This window comes from Diplocloster agilis, from assembly GCF_019042275.1.
Taxonomy (GTDB): domain Bacteria; phylum Bacillota; class Clostridia; order Lachnospirales; family Lachnospiraceae; genus Diplocloster; species Diplocloster agilis.
Window position 1 is genome coordinate 103,150 of sequence record NZ_JAHQCW010000010.1, and the last position, 24,695, is coordinate 127,844.

The following is a 24,695-nucleotide window of genomic DNA, read 5'->3' on the forward strand; positions in this document are numbered from 1 at the left end:
GATAGAGAAGGTTGAGGTTATTTAATCTCAACCTCATTTTTTAAGGAAATGAAAGGGAGTTTCGCAGGGAACTCTTTTTTCCGTAAAATGTATGGCGCAGTTACGGGCCATAGGAGGAAAACATATGAAATCTTCAGGAATCGGCGGGCAGGCAGTGATCGAGGGTATCATGATGAAGCATGGTGATGAATACTCTGTTGCCGTGAGAAAGCCCGATGGAGAGATAGAATTACAGATCAGCAATTATGAAGGGGTATTAAAAAACTCACGGATTAAGAAGTGGCCGTTTATCAGAGGCGTCTTTGCGTTTATCGATTCTCTGGTGTTGGGAATGAAGACATTGACCTTTTCGGCCAGCTTTTATGAAGAAGAGGAAGAAGCCCAGGCATCCAAGGCGGATCAGGTCATGGAAAAGCTGTTCAAAGATAAGGCGGAGAAGGTAGTCATGGGACTGGCCATCGTTCTGTCGGTAGTATTGGCAGTCGGGATCTTCATGGTACTGCCGCTATTGATAGCCGGCTATTTTAAGAAGTACATTATTTCCTATACGGTGCTTGCTATTATAGAAGGGGCTATCCGTATTATTCTGTTTATATCCTATGTAGCGCTGATTTCCTGTATGAAGGATATCAAGCGGGTCTACATGTATCACGGAGCCGAACACAAATGTATCAACTGTGTGGAACATGGAAAAGAACTTACCGTGGAGAATGTGCGCAGCAGTTCGAAGCAGCATAAGCGCTGCGGCACCAGTTTTCTGTTGATGGTTGTCATTATCAGTGTGTTTTTCTTCATGTTTATCCGGGTGGATTCGCCGGTGGTGCGTCTGCTCAGCAGAGTCCTGCTGGTGCCGCTGATCGCCGGAGTGGCTTACGAATTTATCCGCCTGGCCGGTAATACGGACAATAAGCTGATCGGGATCCTGAGCAAACCGGGCCTCTGGATGCAGGGACTGACGACGAAGGAGCCGGATGACAGCATGATCGAGGTGGCGATCACCGCTGTGGAGGCTGTTTTTGACTGGAAAGCATATCTGGCCGAAGAGTTCGGCGCAGAACAGTTGGGAGATAAGCATGACGTTTCAGGAAGCAAAGATATACGGAGAAAAGAAGCTGGCGCAGTCACAGATTGAGGAATACCGCTTTGACGCATGGTATTTGCTGAATTACGCTTCCGGACTCACGAATGCGCAGTATCTGCTGCACCAGCGGGAACCTATGGACGACGGTATGTGGGAGAATTATGACCGGCTTCTGGATGCGCGCTGCGGACACATTCCGCTCCAGCATCTGACCGGAGAACAGGAATTCTACGGCCTGCCCTTTCAGGTGGACCGGCGGGTGCTGATTCCAAGACAGGATACGGAAGTCCTGGTGGAAGAAGTGAAGCGGAGGCTGTCGCCTGGCATGAAGGTACTGGATCTATGTACCGGTTCAGGGTGTATTTTATTAAGTTTATTATATGGAAGAAATGACTTGCTCGGCGTTGGCACGGATCTATCCGCGGAAGCGCTGGAAGTTGCGAAAGCGAATGCAGAACGGCTCGGCGTGGAGGCGTGCTGGCGGCAGGGAGATCTATTCGAACCGATAGACGGAACCTTCGATCTGATTGTCTCGAATCCCCCCTATATCCCTACGGAAGTGATCAGTGGCCTGATGCCGGAGGTCAGGGAATATGAGCCCTTATCCGCGCTGGACGGCGGAGCCGATGGAATGGATTTCTACCGGAGGATCGGAGCCGAAGCGGGCGATTATCTCACCCCGGGAGGATGGCTGTATCTGGAGATCGGATACGATCAGGGTGAAGCGGTGTCTTCTCTGTTGAGCGGGCATCATTATGAAGAAGTCCGGGTAATTAAGGACCTGGCAGGCTTGGACCGCGTAGTGTGCGGGAGATTAAAGGAGGAATTATAGATGTTTGACAGACTGGAAGACTTATTGATACGGTTTGAAGAAATCATGAGCGAACTGAATGAGCCTTCGGTAGTCAATGATCAGAATCGTTTCAGGACGCTGATGAAAGAGCAGAACGATTTGGCGCCGATTGTAGAGGCCTATAAGGAATATAAGAACTGTAAGCAGAATATCGAGGACAGTCTCGCAATGCTGGAGGAGGAATCCGACGAGGAGATGCGGGAGCTGGCTAAGGAAGAGTTAAATGAATCCAAGGACAGGATGGCGCAGCTAGAGCACCAGCTAAAGATCCTGCTGCTGCCCAAGGACCCTAACGATGAAAAGAATGTTATCGTTGAGATCAGGGCCGGCGCCGGCGGAGACGAAGCGGCGTTGTTTGCTGCCGAGATATACCGGATGTATGTCCGGTTCGCGGAGCGGAACCGCTGGAAAACAGAAATGATCAGTGTGAATGAGAATGGAATCGGCGGTTTCAAGGAAGTCATTTTTATGATTACCGGCCAGGGCGCATATTCCAAATTAAAATACGAGAGCGGCGTGCACCGGGTACAGCGGGTGCCCGAGACCGAATCCGGCGGCCGTATCCATACTTCGACCATCACCGTTGCGATTATGCCGGAGGCGGAAGAAGTGGACGTGGAGCTGGATATGAACGACTGTAAATTCGACGTGTTCCGGGCGTCCGGAAACGGCGGCCAGTGCGTCAACACCACAGACTCTGCCGTGCGTCTGACCCATATCCCCACCGGAATCGTGATATCCTGTCAGGATGAAAAGTCCCAGCTGAAAAATAAAGACAAAGCGCTGAAGGTGCTCCGGTCCAGACTATACGAACTGGAGTTGGCGAAAAAACATGACGCCGAGGCGGAGGCCAGAAGAAGCCAGGTTGGAACCGGGGACCGTTCCGAGAAGATCAGAACCTACAACTTTCCCCAGGGCCGTGTAACGGACCATCGGATCAAGCTGACCTTACACAAGCTGGATTCTGTGCTGGACGGGGATCTATACGAGGTCATCGACAGCCTGATCGCGGCGGACCAGGCGGCGAAGCTGAGTAATCTGCAGGAGGCCTCCTGAACGTAGACGTATTGAAGTAAAACAGTTTAAATACGAAGAGGACTTTCGTCTCAATGGTGATAAGACGGTAAGCCCTCTTCGTATTTAGACTGTTTTTCCACAGCCCCTTTTGATTGCTTAAAAGCAGTGGCAGTACTTCTTGATATATCTTTATCTTACTTATTATCTTACCTGGTTTTAAAAAAACATCACTGCAAATATGGATTATGTATACTCTTTACTTTCCAAATTCTTTGTGCAAAACCTTCTGCAGCTCCAAAACCCACTTGATGGCTGTTCTGTTGGGGTGCGGCATACTGACCACAAGTGTCTTTTTTCCTGTCCTCGCATTTTTCGTCCAATAATACCATAAGTTTGGCTCTGCCTCATCCGCTCTTTTTTCCGGATTGTACCAATTGCTTTTTGGTTCTTTTAGCAGAATATCATGTACGAAGTCAGATACCAGATTCCATCCGCCTGTAATTATGAGATCCGGCTTATATAATCTGATCTGCCTTGCCAGTAAAACACGATCGTCTTTTGCAATTCTCTTTACCTCACTTTTGTCAGCAGTATTCCCGCCGGCGTATTTCTTAATATTCATAACAGCAAAATTATGTACGGCATCATCCAGAACTGCTCTTGGAACATATTCTATGAACTCATCTTGAAATATAACATTCATCCATCTGGCAACATTATTCCAAGTTTTATAATAAGTCCGGCTTCCTCCACAGAATAAGAAGTCCGATAGACTTGTAGCCAATTCATTGGTTTCTTTTAAAATGACAAGGATACGTTTTCCGTCAGGCATGGTGAAATAACGACCATAATCAACTACACCATCCGGATTAAACTTATCATACTCAGGGTGTATATTCTGCCACCATTGCCGCCATTCCTTCATCAAAGCCTTTTCGTCCCGATACACAGTAATTGCTTCCAACCATTGCTCCAATGAAAAAGTATAATAGACCGTATCATCAACCGAACCTGCTTCTAACCGATACGATTGTATATCCTTCCACGCTTTAGCAGGAATTCTATCTTTTACAATGATAACAATATCTCCACAGGCTGCTAAGACAGCTTCATACTGATATGTCACATCACTGACAATACCGCTGACAGCAAATTTTTCTTGTACAAATTCCATTTCATCTGGCTGCACTCCGAGTGTCAGTACCTTATTATTTCCATCGATCATACTATTTTCCTCATATCTCTCTGACATTTCAGCAATTACATCATTTAGAGAATACCACTTTCCGGCAAATACCGCCACAACACCTTATGAAAGCCAAATAAAAAAGAGCATGATGGGTGAACCAAGCAGCAAAAATTGTAGAAAAAGGTTGAAAAATCTGTGAAATGAAAAGAGAGCATTTACTTTTATAGAAGAACATGATTATAATAGTTGTTAAGGCTGTTATGCAACGGACAGCAAAAGAGGATGGGCTTGGACCGTGCACGCGGGTTATGCTGAGGAAAGGAATGGATATGTATGCCGAAGGAAACGATAGAGAAAACAAAGCTGGAAGATGATGCTTTGTTATATCAGAAGCGGGAAGAAAAGAAGGACAGGGAGAAATTCAAGGAGCTTGACGGAAAGGGAAAATTGCAGTTTTTCCGAGATTACTATCTGGTAAAAGTGCTCATTGTTGTGATAGCGGCGGCCCTCCTAGGTTCCGTTATTTATACGATGGTAAAGCCGAGGCCGGAAGCGGCTCTTAACGTCGCGGTGGTCAATGATCAGTGGGAGGAACAGGCGCGGGAAGATTTTAAGACCGATCTGCTGGACTATCTGGGACTGGATGCCGGTAAGAATACCATCGAGGTCATGGATGCGCTGTGGATTAACGAGGATGGATCGGATATGGCGACCCGGACGAAGCTGATGGTGAATATCTCCGCGGGAATGGTGGATGTGATGATCGCGGACCGGGAACAGTTTTTAAGCTACGCGGAACAGGGACTGTTTGTGGATCTTTCTGACAAATTGCCTGCGCAGCTGGATCAGAAGCTGGACGGGCAGATACTGAAAAGCGGTGTGATAGAAGAAGAGGGGCAGGAGCCCACAGGAGAGTACAGCGTCGGGATATCGCTGGAGAACAGCGGGATATACGGATCTTTGACTAATCAGGCGGAACCGATGTATATCGGAATCACAACCAGCACGAAGAACATGGAAGACGCTGTGAAAATGATTCAGTATCTCTTCCAGTAACGCCAGAGCATTGTAAGAGCCGCAAGGGACTGTTGTACAAGGGGATTTGCCGGGGGCATCCCTTTTACAGCGGCCCTTTTGCTGTCTTGATATATTCGAAGAAGGATTGGAAAAAGAGGGAGAAGATGGAAGAGCTTAACATGGAAAACGAGAAGAAAACGCAGATAATGGGCCATACGCTGGCCTGCCTCACAATAATTGTATGGGGAAGCACCTTTATTGCTTCCAAAATTATGCTGGATTATTTCACACCGGCTCAAATTATGGTTATGCGCTTCGGGATGGCTTATGCCGTTCTGGCGCTGCTCAGCAGAAAATTTGAAAAACCGAAAAGCTTAAAAGATGAGCTTGGAATAGCCGGTTTGGCTGTGATGGGAAGCACGCTTTATTTTCTATGCGAAAATGTTGCCCTGACTTACACGCTCACATCCAATGTGAGCATCATTCTGGCTGCGGCTCCGATTTTTACGGCCGTATTGGCTCATATTATGACCAAAGATGAAAAGCTTAAGAAGTCTACCTGGAGCGGGGCGCTGATTGCATTAGCCGGAGTAATGCTGGTGGTGTTTAACGGGACCTTTGTGTTAAAACTAAACCCATTGGGCGATCTGCTGACTGTGCTGGCGGCTCTGTGCTGGGCAGTTTATTCCGTGAATCTGAAAGCTTATGTAAAGCGTTATGATAATCTGGTGCTGACCAGAAAAATCATGTTGTATGGATTCCTGACCACACTGCCCGTGGTGATCTTCCAGGGCGGTGCATTCAACCTGCCGGCGCTTGCCCGCCCGGATGTGCTGGTGAGCCTTCTGTTCCTGGGATTGCTGGGCAGCGCGGCAGGTTATGTGACATGGAATGTGGCGGTGAAATCGATCGGAATCATTAAAACGAATAATTATATTTATCTGAATCCATTTGTAACGATGGTGGCGGCCTGGTTAATTTTGGGAGAAAAGGTTTCCTACATGGGATTCGCCGGAGCCGTTCTGATCATCGGCGGAGTGTTTCTTGCGGACCGTTAGGTATGTAGGGATCAGCATGATTTCATGGGCCCACAGCGGCAGGGAGGCCAGGCAGAGAAGGCGGCCCCACTCGCCATGGGAAAGTTTGGCAGTGCCGAACATGGTTACTAGGGTGGGAATCTCTGTTACGGAAAACTGCAGCAGGAAGCCGAGAACAAAGGACAGGATCATCAGTTTATTGTTGAACAGTCCGATCTTGAATACGGATTCCTCCACATTGCGCATACCGATCGCATGGAAGAGCTGGGAGAGGCCCAGTACGGTAAAGGCATAGGTCTGCGCTCTGGCCAGCAGTTCCGGTACAGCCAGAACCGTCATAATATTTGTCATGGTAAATTCCGCGTGGTTGGCCTGCAGGTAGGCATAGGGAATCGTCATAAAGGCAACCAGGCTGATCAGGGCAATCAGTGTGCCGTAAAACAGGGTGCAGAACAGCCCCCCGTGGGCGAAGAGATTTTCCTTCGGATTCCGTGGCGGCCTGGACATCAGCAGCTTCTTGTCGTTTTCGTCCACGCCGAGAGCCAGAGCGGGCAGGGAGTCTGTGATCAGATTGATCCACAGGATGTGGCTGGCTTTCAGAGGACTTGGCAGACCGATCAGTATGGATAAAAACATGGTAATGATCTCCCCGAAGTTGGAGGAGAGTAAAAACAGTATGGATTTCTTTATATTTTCATAAATCCCCCGTCCTTCGGAGATAGCCTTTTCAATCGTGGCGAAATTATCGTCGGTCAGAATCAGGTCGGAGGCGTTCTTGGCCACATCGGTGCCGTTCATTCCCATGGCGATTCCAATATCCGCGGTTTTCAGGGAGGGGGCGTCGTTTACACCGTCTCCCGTCATAGCCACGATATTGCCAAGAGATTTAAAAGCTTTGACAATCCGAACCTTGTGTTCGGAGGATACTCTGGCGAAGACGGTAATATTCTTAATCTTGGAAGGCAGTTCCGCCTCCGGTATCTTATCTAACTCCGCGCCTTCGATACACTGTTTGGGATGATCGGCGATTCCGATATCCCTGGCAATGGCGTAGGCGGTGTTGACATGATCGCCGGTGATCATCACCGTGCGCACCGAGGCGTGCCGGAACTGCTGTACCGCGCCGTAGACTTCCGGCCGTACCGGATCCATCATGCCGACCAAGCCGACAAAAGTCATGCCCTTTTCCACAAGGGAGGTGCTGTCCCGGCGCATGGAGAGGGCCAGGACCCGCAGGGCATCCGCCGACATGTGATTCATAGCGGATAGGATTTCTTTCCGGTGTCCGGCGGTCAAAGGCACAGTTTTTCCATGCAGAAGAATATGTGTGCAGCGCTCCAGTATTACATCCGGGGCCCCTTTGGTATAGGAGACGGTGGTGCCCAAGCTGCGGTGCATGGTCGTCATCATTTTCCGGGAAGAATCAAAGGGAAGTTCATTTATCCGCGGCATTCGGTGCTCCAGCACAGGTTTGGATTTATGGCATTTGATGCCCAGTTCCACCAGGGCCAATTCGGTAGGGTCGCCGATCCTTCTGGAATCTTCCACGGTAGCGTCGCTGCACAGAACCAGTCCTTCCACCAGATAACGGTATTTCTCATCGTCCAGTTCTTCGGTCGTATGAAATTCCAAGTTTACAAAGCTTCGGACCACCGTCATTTTATTCTGGGTCAGGGTTCCGGTCTTGTCCGAGCAGACGATGCTCACGGCCCCGAGAGTTTCCACCGAAGGGAGCCTCCGGACGATGGTATGTACCTTAACCATACGTGACACACTGAGCGCCAGTACGATGGTGACGATGGCCGGAAGCCCTTCCGGAACCGCCGCCACCGCCAGAGATATAGCCGTAAGCAGCATATCGAAAACATTCCGGTGCTGGAGGATCGCGATACCAAATAATGCCACGCACAGGAAAACCGCGACGATACTGAGTAGTTTACCAAGGTCAGCCAGCCGCTTTTGCAGCGGGGTTGGCTCATTATGGGCGCGGGATATCATACCCGCGATCCGGCCGATCTCCGTGTGCATTCCGGTTGCGGTGACTAAGCCGCTGCCTCTTCCATATACGATATTGGTAGACATATAGGCCATATTCCTGCGGTCGCCCAGAGGCAGTTCCTTGACGGCCAGAAAACCGGAATCTTTTTCGATCGGATGTGATTCTCCGGTGAGAGCGGATTCCTCGATCTTCAGGCTGGCGGAGGAAATGAGACGCAGGTCCGCGGGAATCTGCCGGCCGGCTTCCAGGATTACCAGATCACCCGGCACCAGTTCCTCGGACGGTATCTCATAGGTCTGTCCTTCTCTTTTTACTAAAGCGCTGGGGCTTGTCAGCTTTTTCAGCGCATCCAGCGCTTTTTGCGCCTTACCTTCCTGAATGACGCCGACAATGGAGTTCAGCAGGATTACCGCCATGATGATGATCGTGTCTCCGAATTCCCGAAGCAGCATGGAGACTCCCGCTGCAACAAAGAGAACAAAGATCAGAGGTTCGTTCAGCTGCTCCAGAAACATCTGGGCAGAGGATTTGGGCTTTTCCTCCGCCAATGCGTTTTTTCCATATTCCTGTAATCTGGCCGCCGCCTCCACTTCTGTCAGCCCGGCGGAGGTATTGGCTCTTAGGTCTTTTGTAAGTTCCTGTATAGGTTTCCTTTCGAACATCGTCCACACTCCTTTTCCTTATGCACTAATGTATGCGGACAGGTTGTGGAATATGTCCAAGGTTGGAGGAAGTACTGTAAAAATCCAGTGCATTCCTAATGCTTTAGCAGTTACCGGCAGGTGGAGGTGGTCAGATAGAAATAGAATTTCCGGAAGGTAACACATGTCACAGAAACTCATTTCGGTATTCGCGGGGGGTGATACCAAATTTGTCACGGAATGAACGGTTAAAATAGGAGATATTATTGTATCCAATCATCAAGGCAATATTCATAATGGGATCCCGGGTTTCGGATAAAAGCTTGGCGGCCAGATCCAGGCGAAATTGGGTAATATATTTATTGCAAGGCAGTCCTACATATTTTTTAAAGGTATTCATGAAATGACAGGGACTGAAGCCAGTCAGATCAGCCAACTTGTCAATACTAAGATCATCGCTGTAGTGTTCTTCGATGTATTTTAAAGCAATACGAATTTTTTCTTCATTTTCCCGGATTACTGGCCGGGATTTTTGTATGGATAGAAAGTTGTGGTGGAACAGGAGATAAAAAAAGTGCAGGAGTAATTCTTTTAGTCGGAGCTCATAATAGGGTTCCTTATTTATATAGCAACTTTTCATATTGAGAAAGCAATGTTTCAAATCTTTGTGACCGGGCTGGCTGGGCCTTATGATTTGAATGAAACAAAGCTCTCCTTCGAAGATGGGGTTCAGGTAATTTAAGGAGGTGACTTCAGGGAGTGCAGAAGAAAGGAAGCCTGGCTGGAAAACAAAGCTGTCAGTTACAAAATCCAACTGCTCCATCCGTTGTCCAGAATGCATTACCCGGGGGGATATAATGATGATATCGTTTTTTTCAATGATGTATTCTCTGGAGTCTATTCGGTAGAGACCTTTGCCGCTTTGTGCCAGAGTGATCTCAAATTCGTTGTGCCAGTGCATGGGAAAGCTGGATATTTTCTGGGAATAGGGCATGTGGTAGAGCTTGAGAGGAAGAAGTCCGATGCGGTGATCTGCTTTCTCTTTAAACTGTGGATTATTAATTTGAATCATATTTGGTGATCTCCTATTATAAAGTATAGAATTATGTTATTAAATCGCAATATAATACAAGAAATATATAAAATATTATATTATAATATTATACATCAAGACAGGGCGCCCTGCAATAAAATGGAGGATATTGATGGAAAAAAACTGGTGGAAAGAATCTGTGGTCTATGAGATATATCCCAGAAGTTTTTATGACAGTAATAAGGATGGGATCGGAGATCTGGAGGGAATCCGGCAGAAGCTGCCTTACCTGAAAGAACTCGGAGTAGATATCCTGTGGCTTTGTCCTATTTATGAATCACCCAATGATGATAACGGATATGATGTAAGTGACTATCAAAAGATTATGACAGTATTCGGTACAATGGAGGATTTCGAACGACTGCTGGAGCAGGCGCATCAAATGGGATTGAAGATCATGATGGATATGGTGCTGAATCATACATCAGACGAGCATGTGTGGTTTGTGAACAGCAGGAAGTCCCGCGACAATCCGTACAGGGATTTTTATATCTGGCGTGAAGGGAAGGAGGGAAAGGAACCGAATAACTGGAACTCTTTGTTCGGAGGCTCTGCATGGGAGTACGATTCACATACCGAAATGTATTATCTGCATCTGTTTTCCAAGAAGCAGCCGGATCTGAACTGGGAAAATGATAAAGTGAGAGAAGAGATCTATCAGATGATGAACTGGTGGTGCAGCAAAGGCATCGACGGTATTCGGCTGGATGTTATTAGCGATATTTCAAAAAAACCGGGACTACCAGACAAAGAGTTCGCGAAAGATGTTAGCCCTTACTGCCACGGACCACGGGTTCACGAGTTCCTGAGGGAAATGAACCGGAAAGTTCTATCGAAATATGAGCTGTGTACGGTGGGACAAACAGATGATGTGACAACGGTTGAGGCCCTGCAATATGCAGGATATGACCGGCGCGAATTGGACATGGTTTTTCAGTATGAACTGGATTCTTTTGGTAATGATGGGCCATATGGAAAATGGAACGATGAAAAGATTCCACTTCGTATCTTGAAAAATATAGTGACAAGATGGCAGACAGAGCTGGAGGGGAAAGGCTGGAACACACTCTGCTTGGAGAGTCATGATTCTCCAAGGGCGGTAACAAGATACGGCGACGATAAGAGGTATCGCTGCGAATCGGCGAAGATGCTAGCGACTTGTTTTTATACGTTGCAGGGAACACCGTTTTTGTTCCAGGGACAGGAATTGGGAGCGACCAATGCAAGATTCTCCAGTTTGTCGGATTATAAGGATGTGGAAGTTGGAAACTTTTATAGGGAACTGGTGGATACAGGGAAACTGACAGAGGAACGTTTTTTGGAATTGGTTCAATTCCGGGGACGAGACAACGTAAGAACGCCAATGCAATGGGATAGTGGGAAACATGCAGGGTTCACAGAAGGAACGCCATGGCTGAAGGTCAATCCGAATTACCGGGAAATAAACATATTGGATCAACGGAAGGATCCCGATTCTGTATATTCATACTATAAAGAATTGCTTGCCCTTCGAAAACGCTATGACGTATGGATTTATGGAAAATATGAAGTACTGGAAGAAGACCATCCTTACATCTTTATGTATACCAGAACACTGGCTGAGGAACAGCTTCTGGTTATCTGCAATTTTACAGATCAGAAGGTATCGGTTCTGATTCCTAAAGAATACCGGAAGGATTTCCTGAAAAATAGACTTCTGATCGGGAATTATAAGGTTTCCAAGGATGAAATAGGTGTTAATTCGGAAAGCGGCAGTGCTGTCGAGAAAGAATTTTTGTTCAGGCCTTATGAGGCCAGAGTATACTGGCGGGAAATGGATGAAATTACCAGAAACGAACAAGATGATTTGAGGTAAGATCAATGTAAATACCAGATCTGGATTTTGGGCAGCTCAGTGGAAGGGAAGAAGGAAGATGCGGAAAAAGAGGGTAGGAATCGGGGCACATTTGTTATTCCTTGGACCTGCTTCGGCAGTATTTATTATAGCGATTGTAGCTCCGTTTGTGATCAGTATTATATATTCTTTTACGGACTGGAACGGAGTTTCTAACGAGATATCTTTCATAGGATTTAAAAATTTTGCAGCCATATTAAATGGGAAATCTACATTTCTGGAGTCATTCTGGTTTACATTTTCCATCACATTTGTCAATGTGATTCTGGTAGTTGTGACAGGAACGGCCGCTGCAGTTGTACTGACCGCGCGCGTGCCATTACGCAATATGTTCCGGCTGGCGCTGTATCTACCGAACACAATCGGTGGTATGGTGTTAGGATTTGTCTGGCAGTTTATTTTCGTGGCCGGCATGCCTGCTATTGGTGAGAAGTTACATATGACTTTTATGCAGGTACCGTGGCTGGGCCAGGAAGAGACGGCATTCTGGGCGTTGGTCATCGTGTTTGTCTGGCAGAATCTTGGATATGTAATGGTTATCATGACGGCGGGATTTACGTCCCTGTCTTCGGATTTGTTAGAATCTGCCCAAATCGATGGAGCCAATGGTTGGAAAACCTTCTTTCATATCAAATTACCATTGGTTATGCCTTTTATCACCATCTGTTTGTTCTGGACGATATCTTGTGCATTTAAGATGTTTGAGTTGAATTTTTCCTTGACCAAGGGTGGTCCGTATGGATCTACCACGTCCCTGGCACTTAATATTTATTATGATGCATTTTCCAATAATAAATACGGACTGGCAACAGCGCAATCCCTGGTGTTCTTTCTGATAATTGTGGTTATTACATCGGTCCAAATGTATTTGACCAGGAGAAAGGAGAAGAAATGGGCTTAAAAAGGAAAAATTTTAAAACGGTAATCCTAATCATTTTCTTAACAATTATCATTTTGATCTTTCTCTATCCGCTGTTGATTGTATTTATTAATTCAATAAAACCTTTGGGTGAAATAGTATCAAATCCCCTTGGATTTCCGTCGAACCTTCAGTTGGGAAACTTTTCGAAGGCCTGGAAAACAATAGAGATCCCAAAATTACTGCGCAATACAACTTTGATCACAGCAGCAGGAATACTAGGAATTCTACTTCTTTCCAGTATGGCGGCCTACTGGTGCGAACGATATCCCACTATGTATTCCAGATTGTTTTCAAAATTACTGATGGCTTCCATGCTGATTCCATTTGCTACCATCATGATTCCACTGGTACAGGTGACAAGAGTTTTACATTTGAATAATTCTCTGTATGGCATTGTGATCGTTTACTGGGGATTGGGGCTGGCATTTGCCTTTTTCCTTCTGCAAGGAACGGTAAGAGGAATTCCATATGAATTGGAAGAGGCGGCGCAGATCGACGGCTGCGGCCCGATCCGTTCATTTTGGCTGGTTATTTTTCCTCTGATGAAAACGGGGATCATCAGTGTGGCAGTTATGGACATCTTCTGGCTGTGGAATGATTTTATGACGCCTCTGATTCTGCTCAATAATGGAAAATACGATACCATTCAGCTTGGAATTAACAAACTGTTCGGGATGTACAGCAGTAAATGGGACATAGCATTACCGGCATTGGTTATCACTATGCTGCCCATCCTGGTTGTATTTGTCCTACTTCAGAAAAAGATCATGTCCGGCGTGGTGGCCGGTGCGGTAAAAGGATAAACAGGTAAACAATGTATATGTCTTTTCAAAAGGAGGATATCTATGAGTAAAAAGAAAGTTTTGGCAATTGGTTTAGCTATACTGATGAGTTTTAGCCTTATGGGTTGTGGTGAGGGCAAAAACGCAGGAGATATTACCGCTTCGGAACAAAGCTCAGACAATGTTGATACGCAGGGAGAGAACCCAGAGGCAGAACAGCTGGAATCTCAGAAGAAAAATGCACAAATCCAGTTACTAAACAACAAAATTGAGATAGACGAAGGCATAAAGGCGGCAGCTGTGAAATATCAGGAATTAAATCCTGGAATCACGATCGAAGTGGTATCCATGACTGCAGAACCCTATGATACAGATCTGAAAACCAAATTTGCAGGAGGTGCTGCTCCGGATATCTTTGCTGTAAGCGGAAATTCCCAGATGCTGGCTTGGGAATCCCATTTGGAAGATCTGACAGATCAGCCTTGGGTAACTGACATGCTAGACATCGGAAAACCGGGAATTACAAAAGACGGTAAAATCTATGGTATGCCCATCTGTGTCGAGGGCGGCGGCTATATGTACAATAAAGATATGTTCGAAAAGGCCGGAATAACTGAAATTCCAAAAACCAAAACTGCATTTAAGGATGCTTTACAAAAACTTTCAGATGCAGGATATACCCCCTTAATCGAAGACAGTGGCTGGTATGGTCTTGGCTATTACTTTGTTAATTATGGATTTGCAAACCAGGAAGAGCCCATGGCTTATATAGATGGTCTAAACAATGGTACAAAAACAATCACCGGAGATCCAAAATTTACTGAGATGGCCGAATATTTTCTGTGGGAATCGACCCAATGTACCAACATGATGGGTATCGATTTTAACACTCAGGTATCCATGATGGCGAATCAGGAAGTGGGTATTACCTTTGGAGGCAATTGGAATCAGCTCACTTTTGACGAAGTAGACCCCGATCTGCCGATAGGACTGATGCCTGTTCCCATAACCGAAGATGCCGAATATAATGACTTTCTCTTGGCCGGAGTAACAAACTACTGGGTGGTAAACAAAGACTCTGCAGTTAAGCAGGAAGCAAAAGATTTTATGACCTGGCTGGTAACAGATCCGGAAGGTCAGAAATTTATTACGAAAGATATGGCTCTTATTCCGGCTTTTTCAAGTTTCGAGGCTGACAACGAAAGTATCGGCGCCCTGGGGACGGACCTAGCCGGTTATATAGCCAATGGAAAAATCAAAGGTTTTTACGCTTCCTTCTACCCGGATGGAGGGACCCAGACCTTTGGAGAAGATATGCAAAAACTGGTGGCCGGGAAAGCAGGCATTGCTGAATTCCTAGAAACTCTGCAAAGTGACTGGGAACGACTGGCGGAGTAGGGTTATCCGCATAGAGGAAGGAAACTTCGGGAGCATGATCAAGCTTCCCGGAGTTTCCTTTTCTGATACAGATTAATAGAAGGCAGCCTTTATCTGGCGAATGCAAAACCAAGAATCCCTATTGAAAATATTCCCCCGAGGAAGTATAATTTTTACATACGATGTGAAGGAGACCGGCTATGGGAGATACGAAAGTGATATGCTTTGCCAACAATAAAGGGGGAAGCGGAAAGTCCACCACCTGTTCGAATGTCGGGTTCGGGCTGACAAAACTGGGGTACAAGGTGCTGCTGGTGGATGGGGATATGCAGATGAACCTGACGCTTTCTTTTTTTACGGAGGAAGAGGCTTTGGGTTTCGCCAGCGGGAACCAAAACCTGTATCATGCGATTCGGAATCAGAACGATCTGGAGCACTATGTGCAGCATACCCGATATGAAGGGCTGGATCTGATCCCCTCGTCCACGCTGATGAGCGGGATCGAATACGAGTTGTTTACAAAATGGCAGAGGGAATATATTTTGAAAAAATGTCTGCGGACTGTGCTGGAATCCGGGGAATATGATTATATCCTCATTGACGCGCCGCCGACTCTCGGCGGATGGGTAATGAATATCCTGGCCGCTTCGCATTTTTTAATCATACCGGTGGAGGCCAGCCCCTGGGGATTATTCGGACTGGCTAACATGTTTGAGTTTTTAAGCGAGGTAAAGGAGATCACTCCGGACCTGAAACTGATGGGAATAGCGGTAACAAAGGTGGATACCAGGAAGAACTATTTCAAGCAGACGTTGGAAACGCTGCGGGAAATGGATGATGTTCACTTATTTGATACATATATCCGGGTGGACAGCTCGATCGAATGGGCGCAGGATAACAGCCAGCCTGTAATATCTTTTAAACAGAGCAGCAGAAGTGCACAGGAGTATATGGAACTAACAAAGGAGGTAGTGAAAATTGCCAGTAGGTAAAGGAAGCATTCAAAGAGCGAATCAGATCGCGAAAGATCAGGATCTGAAAACAGAAGAAAAGGTGGCCGAAAAGGCGGAGGACGCCGGTATGGAGGTGTCCGAAGCACAGGCGGGCAAAACAGAAGCAGCCGTTGCGGATAAAAAAGAGGGAACCGCAGCAAAAACCGTGGCAAAGGCAGCGGAAACAGTTGCGAAAGCAGCAGCCAAGCCGGCAGCTAAGAAACCGGCGGCAAAAAAGCCTGCTGCGAAAAAACCGGCAGCCAAAAAGCCGGCCGCGACAAAGGAAAAAGTGGAAACGGTGGCTGCTCAGCCACAAGAGAAGAAGTCCGATAATATTCATGAGAAGAAATTTGAAGTTATCTCAAATCTCAGATGTGATCTGCCGACCTATCTTCTTTAATGATGAGAACATAAAGTATAAAAAACTGTGTCGCGGAGACGTGATGCAGTTTTTTTGTGGAAAACTAACGGAGGATTTAGTTGATATAAATAGGCCTCACTGTTAAATGCAAATATGCAAAATCGGCAAAATCGAATAAGCACAATCCATATATTGCATAAGTGAAATCCGCTATGATATAATAAAATTCAAATCAAACAGATTGCTGCGGCTTACGCCGCAGGATGTTTTTTCTATCAGTCACTCCGGTGACATTCTAAAGTGCGAAAAGTTCCATTTTGGCCGGATCGGCCGCAAACTCAGCAAAAACTGTCAGAGAAAAGTAAAGAAAGATTGGAGAGATGCCTATGGAATGATCATTGAAGAATCGGATCATTTCTATTATAATAGATAGGAGAGATACATATGAAAAGGAAGCTGTTGCAGTGGCATCCGGCATTTCAGGCGGCCCTGCAGATCGAGTTGAGGGAGGTATCCGGCTGTCTTACGTTCGAACGGGAATACAATCTCACGGAAAAACCTCTCCAAATAGACACCTTGATTATCAAAAAGGAACCGGGATACAGGATCGAAAAAAGTATCGGCCGGATTTTCCGCCGGCATAACATCGTAGAATATAAGAGCCCGGAAGATTATATCAGCATCAATGATTTTTTCAAGGTTCACGGTTATACCTGCATTTATCAGGCAAATACCGGGAGAGAACTGGAAATCCCGCCGCAGGAATTAACCATAACGCTTGTGGGCTACCATTATCCCAGAAAGCTTTTTCTGTTTCTGAGAGAGCACTATCATGCCGAAATAGAAGCGGTTTATCCGGGTATTTATTATATCCATGGCTTTTTATTCCCGCTTCAGGTTTTGGTGACACGGGAATTGTCCAAAGAGGAGAATGTATGGCTTAGCCGGTTACATAGTAATCTGCAGCTGCACGAGGATATTGAGCCTCTGGCAAGAGCCTATAAAGGAATGGAAAAGAACCCGCTGTATGCAGCCGCGATGGATCTGATCGTACGGGCCAACTGGAAAAAGTATCAGGAGGGTAAAGAAATGTGTGAAGCGCTACGAGAATTATTCGCAGAGGAATTGACAGAGAGAGAAATCCAGGGAATTGATAAGGGGATAGAACAAGGAATAGAACAAGGAATAGGGCGGGGTAAGGTGGACGATATTCTGGAATTACTGACGGAGCTGGGACCAATTCCGGATCGGCTGCGCAAACGGATTGCTTCTCAGTCCAATTGTGATATCCTAACCAAATGGCTGAAACTGGCGGCAAAATCGGAGAGTATTGAAGAGTTTTCCGACAATATGACTCAAGTCGAGTGATTGGCGGCTCATTTCAAAAGAATTGGTGGAACTTGTGGATTTCTGTTGTTTTTTGTGGAATTAGTCTTGATAAATCGGGCTAAGAATGTTATAATATTCACAATGCAATGAAAATGCTTATTTCTGGGAAGGAAGAGAAAACATGAAGAGTTTTGATATCAAGACAAAAATATATTTTGGTGAAAACTCCCTGGACAGACTGGTTGATATTCCTTATAAAAAAGTTATGATTATTACCGACCCATTTGTAGTGCAGAGCGGTATGATCAAATTGATTACATATCGTTTGGACAGCGGCGATATAGAATTTGATGTTTTTAAAGATGTAGTTCCTGATCCCCCTATTGAGAAAATCGTAACGGGCGTTCAGGCTGTCGTTGGGTACAAGCCCCAGGCGCTGATCGCAGTCGGCGGAGGATCCGCCATTGATTCCGCCAAGGCGATTAAGGACTTTGCCCTGAAGACGGGAGAACTGGATGAACTGGCGCTGATCGCGGTTCCGACCACCAGTGGAACGGGCTCGGAAGTGACATCTTTTTCTGTAATTACCGATACACAAAGCCATGTAAAATATCCGCTTGTTTCTGAAACGCTGATCCCCACAGAAGCGATTCTGGATGCGGAACTGGTTCGCAGTGTTCCCCCGGCGGTCACGGCTGATACCGGTATGGACGTATTTACCCACGCTTTGGAGGCTTATGTCAGTATCAATAATAATGAGTTTTCCGCGGCTCTGGCCGAGAAAGCTATTGAAATATGCGGGGTATTCCTGTTAAGAGCTTTTCTGGACGGTAACGATACCCATGCAAGGCAGAAGATGCATGTGGCGTCCTGTCTTGCCGGTCTGGCGTTTAATTCCGCCTCCCTTGGCCTGAATCACGGCATGGCACATCAGCTGGGAGCGAATTTCCATGTTCCGCATGGCCGGGCCAACGCAATGCTGCTGCCCCATATTATCGAATTTAACAGTGATATCAATATTCATAGCCGCAGCAGGAAAGAGTATCTGCCCCAGGTAAAAAAATATGTGAATATCGCTAAAATTCTGGGACTCCAGAACTTTAACACCATTACCACCGTCCGTGCGCTGGTAAACTGGGTGCAGTTCATGTTGAAGGAAATGGATATTCCGTTGTCCATGTCCCAGTATGGGAAATGTACGGAGGAGGAGTATATGTCAAAGATCAGCACCATGGCGGAAGCCGCGCTGGCAGACAGCTGTACCGCTACGAATCCCCGGGTTGCCAATAAGGCGGATGTAATGGATATCTATCGGAATCTCTGGTAAAATAATTTCATTTCAGACATATATAGGATAAGCGTAAAAATGAGAAAGGAGTCGGCAGACATAACTGCGGGGGTTATGTCTGCCGACTCCTTTTTTATTCCATAGAAAAGTACGCCTAAGGAATAAATTTATTTGGAGACATGATCGGAAGATTACTCGGTTCTGGATATCAATTGGCAGTATACAAATACATTTTCAATCTTTTTAGCCTCGCTGCCGAAATACGGATTGATGACCGGCTGGCTCTCCGAAGGCATAATATAGAGCCGGAATATCAGGCCATCCTGCCCGACTTCCATCTGCTGTGCGTTCGTGTATTCGAATTGTTTCTTTTCCACATGCAGATAGTTGTAAATGATGCTCTCAATATTTGTGTTTTCAAAGCAACAGATCATATCCTCCTCCCGGTGCAGATCCATGATCGCTTTGACCTCGTCAAAAGTCAGATTGACTATCCGGTACGATCCCTGAGAGATCGCGGAGGGCAGAGATTTGTCATCCAGTAGGAACAGAGGATGTTTGAGCGTGCTTGTCATAAGAATTCCCCCTAACTTTATATAAAAATAATATAATTCTTTCTAAATTCAGTATAAACTAAAAAAGTTGGATACACAACAATTGTTATTTTTTAAACTGGAACGTTATTTTTTAAACCAGCCTGTTATTTTTTTGACCTTTTGTTCCATTTACGCGGACGGTGGATTTTAAGCAAAATAAAAACAGAAAATGTGGATAATATGGAAAAATTTTTCTCATACTATAAGCGAATACAAGCTTATGTAAGAAAGAGAGGGCATCTTTGTGAAAAGGTTAAAAAAATGGACGGCTGTCACAATGCTGATCGCGGTACTGGCCTGTACCCTGACGGCCTGCAGTAAGGAAAAGAAACCGGAAAACGGACAGCAGGATACCAATCAAAATGATACGGCACAGAATAATTCCAATACGGATAATAATCAGGCAGCAAATGGAAAAGGCCGTGTGTATTATCTGAATTTTAAACCCGAGGTGGCGGATGTCTGGGAAAAGATAGCCGCGGAATACACAAAAGAAACCGGAGTGCCGGTAAAGGTGGTTACCGCAGCCAGCGGAGAATATGAAAAAACTTTAAAGTCTGAAATGGCCAAGAAAGAGGCGCCAACCCTGTTCCACATCAACGGACCGGTCGGATACCAGACCTGGAAAGATTACACGATGGATCTGAAAGATACCAATCTGTACAGCTGGCTGAATACGCCGGATCTGGCCATATCGGAAGACGGCGGGGTTTTCGGTGTACCGTTTGTCGTGGAGGGCTACGGTATTATCTATAACGATGATATCATGCAGAAGTATTTCGCTTTGACTGACAAGGCGGTGGATATAACCAGTGTGGATCAGATCAATAATTTTGCGACTCTAAAAGCGGTAGCCGAGGATATGACGGCGAAAAAAGATCAGCTGGGAATAAAAGGCGTATTTGCCTCCACGTCTTTTTCCGCAGGAAATGACTGGAGATGGCAGACGCATCTGATGAACCTTCCGATGTACTATGAATTCAAAGAAAGCGGAAACAAAAACCCGGATACGATCGCGTTTACTTACAACGAAAACTTTAAAAATATATTTGACCTGTACTTGAACAATTCCCTGACCGCTCCGGAAGCACTAGGAAGCAAATCTGTGGATGACTCTATGGGTGAATTCGCCCGGGGAGAAGCGGCTATGGTACAAAATGGAAACTGGGGCTGGAGCGAGGTACAGAAAGCGGAAGGCAATACGGTCAAAGAAGAAAACATCAAGTTCCTGCCGATCTATATCGGCGTGAATGGAGAAGAAAAACAGAGTATTTGTATCGGAACGGAGAATTTCTTAAGTGTGAACAGCCAGGCGTCGGCAGACGATCAAAAGGCCTCCATTGCATTCATGGAATGGGTGTTCAGTTCCGACAAGGGAAAAGAATTTGTTTCGAAAGATCTGGGCTTTATCACTCCTTTCACTACCTTTGAGGACGCGGAAAAACCGGTGGATCCGCTGGCCAGAGAGGTAGACCGTTATATGAAAAATACCGATCTGTATACGGTAACCTGGGATTTCACCGCATTTCCCAGTCAGGAATTCAAGAACATGCTGGGTGCGGACCTGCTTTCCTACGCACAGGGGAATCTGAAATGGGAAGAGCTGGTTAAAAATACCAGCCAAAACTGGGCGGACGAAAAGGAAATGTCAGCTCAATAAAAGCCGTCTGACAGGCGGGGTATTCAAAAGAGAAAATGTGGAGAAGGGTGAGTACCGAATATAAGCTGCTCACCCTTTTTCCGAGCATCCATACCAACAGACCTAAATAGAAAAGGAGAAGGTAATTTATGCAGAAAACGTATAAAAAATACTTTCCGGTATTTGCCCTGCCGACGCTGATCGCTTTTGCCATTGCATTTCTGGTTCCGTTTCTCATGGGCATCTACTTATCATTCTGTAAATTCACTACGGTGACAAACGCGAAATGGGTGGGTATCGCAAATTATACCCGTGCATTCTCCAATCGGGATTTCCCCAGCGCGCTGTGGTTTACGGTTAAATTCACAGTGGTCTCCGTAATCCTTATTAATATTCTCGCTTTTTTGCTGGCTCTTCTGCTGACCAGGAAAGTAAAGGGAACCAATGTGTTCCGAACGATCTTTTTCATGCCGAACCTGATCGGCGGTATCGTGCTGGGGTATATCTGGCAGCTGATTATTAATTCCGTTCTTTTGGCGACGGTGGGAGCGGATATTACGTCCAGGGCGGGCTACGGTTTCTGGGGACTGGTGGTGCTGATGTGCTGGCAGATGATCGGTTATATGATGATTATCTATATCGCGGGAATTCAGAACGTGGCGCCGGAGCTGATCGAAGCAGCCCAGATCGATGGGGCTACCGGATGGCAGGTCCTCACCAAGGTTACGATTCCCATGGTCATGCCCTCCGTTACGATCTGCCTGTTCCTGACCATTTCCAATTCCTTTAAGCTTTTTGACCAAAACCTGTCGCTGACAGCGGGACTGCCCGGGAAGCAGACCCAAATGATGGCGCTGGACATTTTTAACACGTTCTACGGCAGAAACGGCTGGGAAGGGGTCGGACAGGCGAAGGCCGTGATTTTCTTTGTTATCGTAGGAATTATCACATTCACACAGCTGTGGCTGACCAGGCGAAAGGAGGTCGAGGGCTGATGGCAAAAAAGCAGTCTGGAAATACCATATTATTTCTGTTCCTGTTGTTATTGTCGGCAGTGTTCCTGGCGCCGATTCTTATGGTGCTCATGAATTCCTTTAAAGGAAAACTGTATATCAGCGACGCTCCGTTTCAGCTCCCTTCGGCAGTCTCCTTCGCCGGTCTGGGCAATTATGCGCAGGGAGTGGAGAAAAGCGGATTTTTTTCGGCCTTTGGATACTCCCTGTTTATCACCGTATTTTCGGTAGCCGCCATCGTACTGCTGACCTCCATGACCGGCTGGTGGCTGACAAGAGTCAAGGGCAGATTTACCGGAGGCCTGTATTACCTGTTTGTATTTTCCATGGTAGTACCATTTCAGATGGTCATGTTTACCATGAGCAAGCTGGCCAACATGCTGTATCTGGACAATCCCGCCGGCATGGTGGTTCTGTACGTGGGATTCGGGGCGGGACTGTCTGTGTTTATGTTCTGCGGATTTGTAAAATCCATTCCGATCGACATCGAAGAAGCGGCTATGATCGACGGCTGCAACCCGATCCAGACCTTTTTCCGGGTGGTGTTCCCCATTATGAAGCCTACCGCTATCACAGTGGCGATCTTAAATACGATGTGGATCTGGAACGACTATCTGCTGCCCTATCTGGTAATCGGTTCAGACTATAAGACGATACCGGTTGCCGTCCAGTATCTGAGGGGAGGCTATGGTTCCGTCGATATGGGACATATGATGGCGGTGCTGGTTCTCGCAATAATTCCTATAATTATCTTTTATATTTTCTGCCAAAAGTATATAATTGAAGGAGTGGTCGCGGGAGCGGTCAAAGGATGAAAGAAAGCCATAAGCAAAGGAGGATATACAATGAGAGCGAATGGGATATTACTGCCGGTTTCCAGCCTGCCCTCCAGATACGGAATCGGTTCGTTTTCCAAAAGTGCCTATGATTTTATAGATTTTTTAAGAGAGGCGGGTCAGAGATATTGGCAGATTCTGCCGCTGGGCCCTACGGGATATGGGGACTCCCCCTATCAGTCTTTTTCCACGTTTGCGGGGAACCCTTATTTTATTGATCTGGATGAGCTGGCGGCCCAGGGGCTGCTGACCCGGGAAGAGTGCGAGTCCTGTGATTTCGGTGACAGCCCGGCCTATATAGATTACGAAAAGATCTATTTGTCCAGATTTCGGATTCTGAGGAAGGCTTTTGACAGAAGCCATATCCAGCAAAACCCTGAATTTCAAAAGTTCTGCCAGGATCAGGCATTGTGGCTTGAGGATTACAGCCTGTACCGGGCGGTAAAGGATTCCTGCGGGGGCGTCAGCTGGATCGAATGGCCCGAGGACATCCGTCTGCGAAAACAGGAAGCATTGGCCGATTACGAGAGAAAATATGCAGAGGAAATCGAATTCCAGAAATATCAGCAATATCTATTCTGGACTCAATGGAAAAAGCTGAAAAATTATGCCAACGCGAATGGCATACAAATCGTCGGTGACCTTCCGATCTATGTGGCCTTCGACAGTGCGGACAGCTGGGCAAACACGGATCTGTTCCAGTTTGACCAGGATCTGAAACCCATAGCGGTGGCGGGCTGCCCGCCGGACGGCTTCTCCGCTACCGGGCAGTTGTGGGGAAATCCGCTCTACGACTGGGATTATCACAGACAGACCGGCTTTGCCTGGTGGATGAAGCGGATCGCTCATTGTTTCCGGTTATATGACATGGTACGGATTGACCATTTCCGCGGGTTTGATGAATACTATTCCATTCCCTATGGGGAAAAAACCGCAGTGAACGGAACCTGGAAGCCGGGTCCCGGTCTGACCTTGTTCGAGACGTTACAAAGAGAGATGGGTGATCTCCAAATTATAGCGGAGGATCTGGGCTACCTGACCGATTCTGTCCGAAAGCTTTTAAAAGATACCGGTTATCCCGGGATGAAAGTCCTGGAATTTGCTTTCGATTCCCGGGAGGAGAGCGACTATCTGCCCCATAACTATACCGAAAACTGTGTCGTCTATACCGGTACCCACGATAATAATACCGTACAGGGATGGTACGATGAGCTGTCGGATCATGACCGGAGCTTTTCGGCCAGATATGTGAATAACGAAGATCATAGCAGGGGGCGCATCCATTGGGATTTTATCCGTCTGGCCATGGGCAGCGTGGCCAGGCTGTGTATCATTCCGATTCAGGACTTTTTGGGACTTGGCAGGGAGGCCAGGATTAATATGCCTTCTACATTGGGGGATAACTGGAAGTGGAGGCTTACGGAGGGACAGCTGACTTGGGAATTGGCCCGTGAGATCCGCGAACTAACCAGACTGTTTGGGAGGGGGTAGGAAAGGGAAAAGAAACTCCATGCCGGACTCGGGTCTTCCACGGGTGGGGTATGCACGTTGCTTTAGGCTGGAGAGGGGACGATATCTTGGGGCCGCCGGCCGCCGGGGTCTTTTGTGTCTCCCCGGGAGCGCGGAGGGCTTGCGCTGGCATCCGCTAAGGGGAATCGAAAAGCCGGGTTCAGGAACCGAGCCTATTCACCAGGAACACGTGATGTGTTCCCGGTTCAGAGGCTCTTGCCCGTCGGACG

At 46.7% G+C, this 24,695-nt stretch carries 21 protein-coding genes; 17 read left to right on the plus strand and 4 right to left on the minus strand.

Translation table 11 applies throughout. The features are described 5' to 3' along the window. The first annotated feature begins 124 nt into the window (after positions 1-124). The 3 genes from KTH89_RS08250 to prfA are packed head-to-tail and all read left to right on the plus strand — an operon-like array spanning position 125 to position 2,990. A complete protein-coding gene (locus KTH89_RS08250) occupies positions 125-1,132 on the plus strand; it encodes a DUF1385 domain-containing protein (protein WP_158345850.1) in 1,008 nt (335 codons plus the stop codon). Next, positions 1,074-1,913, plus strand: a complete 840-nt coding sequence (gene prmC, locus KTH89_RS08255) for a peptide chain release factor N(5)-glutamine methyltransferase (RefSeq protein WP_238721356.1) — start codon at positions 1,074-1,076, stop codon at positions 1,911-1,913. The genes KTH89_RS08250 and prmC overlap by 59 nt, the downstream gene beginning before the upstream one ends. Next, the gene (gene prfA, locus KTH89_RS08260) at positions 1,914-2,990 is read left to right on the plus strand and encodes a peptide chain release factor 1 (RefSeq protein ID WP_158345854.1); all 1,077 of its coding nucleotides are present in this window, start codon (positions 1,914-1,916) and stop codon (positions 2,988-2,990) included. A gap of 217 nt (positions 2,991-3,207) precedes the next feature. Here the strand turns inward: prfA and KTH89_RS08265 are convergent, their stop codons facing one another. Then, positions 3,208-4,176, minus strand: a complete 969-nt coding sequence (locus KTH89_RS08265) for a hypothetical protein (RefSeq protein ID WP_238721357.1) — start codon at positions 4,174-4,176, stop codon at positions 3,208-3,210. 297 nt (positions 4,177-4,473) lie between these two features. Between KTH89_RS08265 and KTH89_RS08270 the strand changes: the two genes are divergently transcribed. Both KTH89_RS08270 and KTH89_RS08275 read left to right on the plus strand, forming a co-directional pair. Continuing rightward, the gene (locus KTH89_RS08270; protein ID WP_238721358.1) at positions 4,474-5,196 is read left to right on the plus strand and encodes a hypothetical protein; all 723 of its coding nucleotides are present in this window, start codon (positions 4,474-4,476) and stop codon (positions 5,194-5,196) included. A 125-nt stretch (positions 5,197-5,321) separates the two neighbouring features. Further along, positions 5,322-6,215 carry a DMT family transporter gene (locus KTH89_RS08275; RefSeq protein WP_238721359.1) on the plus strand — a complete coding sequence of 298 codons (894 nt, stop codon included), beginning with the start codon at positions 5,322-5,324 and terminating at the stop codon, positions 6,213-6,215. Here KTH89_RS08275 and KTH89_RS08280 read toward each other — a convergent pair. Next, positions 6,132-8,855 (minus strand): cation-translocating P-type ATPase, encoded by a 2,724-nt coding sequence (locus KTH89_RS08280; RefSeq protein ID WP_238721360.1) that lies wholly within the window; start codon positions 8,853-8,855, stop codon positions 6,132-6,134. The genes KTH89_RS08275 and KTH89_RS08280 overlap by 84 nt on opposite strands. 166 nt (positions 8,856-9,021) lie before the next feature. After that, a complete protein-coding gene (locus KTH89_RS08285; protein WP_238721361.1) occupies positions 9,022-9,906 on the minus strand; it encodes an AraC family transcriptional regulator in 885 nt (294 codons plus the stop codon). A 133-nt stretch (positions 9,907-10,039) separates the two neighbouring features. On the opposite strand from KTH89_RS08285, the gene KTH89_RS08290 reads away from it, so the two are divergent. The 8 genes from KTH89_RS08290 (at position 10,040) to KTH89_RS08325 (ending at position 18,911) form a co-directional block, all read left to right on the plus strand. Further along, positions 10,040-11,782 carry a glycoside hydrolase family 13 protein gene (locus tag KTH89_RS08290; protein WP_238721362.1) on the plus strand — a complete coding sequence of 581 codons (1,743 nt, stop codon included), beginning with the start codon at positions 10,040-10,042 and terminating at the stop codon, positions 11,780-11,782. A 58-nt stretch (positions 11,783-11,840) separates the two neighbouring features. Further along, positions 11,841-12,722, plus strand: coding sequence for a carbohydrate ABC transporter permease (locus tag KTH89_RS08295; RefSeq protein WP_238721363.1), 882 nt, complete (start codon positions 11,841-11,843; stop codon positions 12,720-12,722). After that, positions 12,713-13,546 carry a carbohydrate ABC transporter permease gene (locus KTH89_RS08300; protein WP_238721364.1) on the plus strand — a complete coding sequence of 278 codons (834 nt, stop codon included), beginning with the start codon at positions 12,713-12,715 and terminating at the stop codon, positions 13,544-13,546. Before KTH89_RS08295 ends, KTH89_RS08300 begins: the two co-directional genes overlap by 10 nt. 42 nt (positions 13,547-13,588) lie before the next feature. Continuing rightward, positions 13,589-14,923 (plus strand): ABC transporter substrate-binding protein, encoded by a 1,335-nt coding sequence (locus tag KTH89_RS08305; RefSeq protein WP_238721365.1) that lies wholly within the window; start codon positions 13,589-13,591, stop codon positions 14,921-14,923. Positions 14,924-15,102: 179 nt separating this feature from the next. After that, a complete protein-coding gene (locus tag KTH89_RS08310; protein WP_158345862.1) occupies positions 15,103-15,894 on the plus strand; it encodes a ParA family protein in 792 nt (263 codons plus the stop codon). Continuing rightward, complete coding sequence (locus KTH89_RS08315; protein ID WP_238721366.1) at positions 15,881-16,294, plus strand: hypothetical protein; 414 nt, start codon at positions 15,881-15,883, stop codon at positions 16,292-16,294. The genes KTH89_RS08310 and KTH89_RS08315 overlap by 14 nt, the downstream gene beginning before the upstream one ends. A gap of 405 nt (positions 16,295-16,699) precedes the next feature. Continuing rightward, on the plus strand, positions 16,700-17,623 hold the full coding sequence (locus tag KTH89_RS08320) for a 3-isopropylmalate dehydrogenase (RefSeq protein ID WP_238721367.1): 924 nt from the start codon (positions 16,700-16,702) through the stop codon (positions 17,621-17,623). Positions 17,624-17,765: 142 nt separating this feature from the next. Further along, positions 17,766-18,911, plus strand: coding sequence for a 1-propanol dehydrogenase PduQ (locus KTH89_RS08325; protein ID WP_158345866.1), 1,146 nt, complete (start codon positions 17,766-17,768; stop codon positions 18,909-18,911). 152 nt (positions 18,912-19,063) lie between these two features. On the opposite strand, the gene KTH89_RS08330 is transcribed toward KTH89_RS08325, so the two are convergent. Continuing rightward, positions 19,064-19,447: a hypothetical protein gene (locus KTH89_RS08330; protein ID WP_158345868.1), complete on the minus strand. Its 384-nt coding sequence runs from the start codon at positions 19,445-19,447 to the stop codon at positions 19,064-19,066. 298 nt (positions 19,448-19,745) lie between these two features. On the opposite strand from KTH89_RS08330, the gene KTH89_RS08335 reads away from it, so the two are divergent. The 4 genes from KTH89_RS08335 to malQ all read left to right on the plus strand — a co-directional run bounded on the left by KTH89_RS08335 (position 19,746) and on the right by malQ (position 24,447). Further along, positions 19,746-21,128 (plus strand): ABC transporter substrate-binding protein, encoded by a 1,383-nt coding sequence (locus KTH89_RS08335; RefSeq protein ID WP_238721371.1) that lies wholly within the window; start codon positions 19,746-19,748, stop codon positions 21,126-21,128. A gap of 128 nt (positions 21,129-21,256) precedes the next feature. Next, on the plus strand, positions 21,257-22,102 hold the full coding sequence (locus KTH89_RS08340) for a carbohydrate ABC transporter permease (RefSeq protein WP_158345870.1): 846 nt from the start codon (positions 21,257-21,259) through the stop codon (positions 22,100-22,102). Beyond that, positions 22,102-22,935: a carbohydrate ABC transporter permease gene (locus KTH89_RS08345; RefSeq protein ID WP_238721368.1), complete on the plus strand. Its 834-nt coding sequence runs from the start codon at positions 22,102-22,104 to the stop codon at positions 22,933-22,935. The genes KTH89_RS08340 and KTH89_RS08345 overlap by 1 nt, the downstream gene beginning before the upstream one ends. A gap of 30 nt (positions 22,936-22,965) precedes the next feature. Next, entirely contained in the window at positions 22,966-24,447 is a 1,482-nt protein-coding gene (malQ, locus tag KTH89_RS08350) for a 4-alpha-glucanotransferase (protein WP_158345873.1), read from the plus strand. The last annotated feature ends 248 nt before the right edge of the window (positions 24,448-24,695 follow it).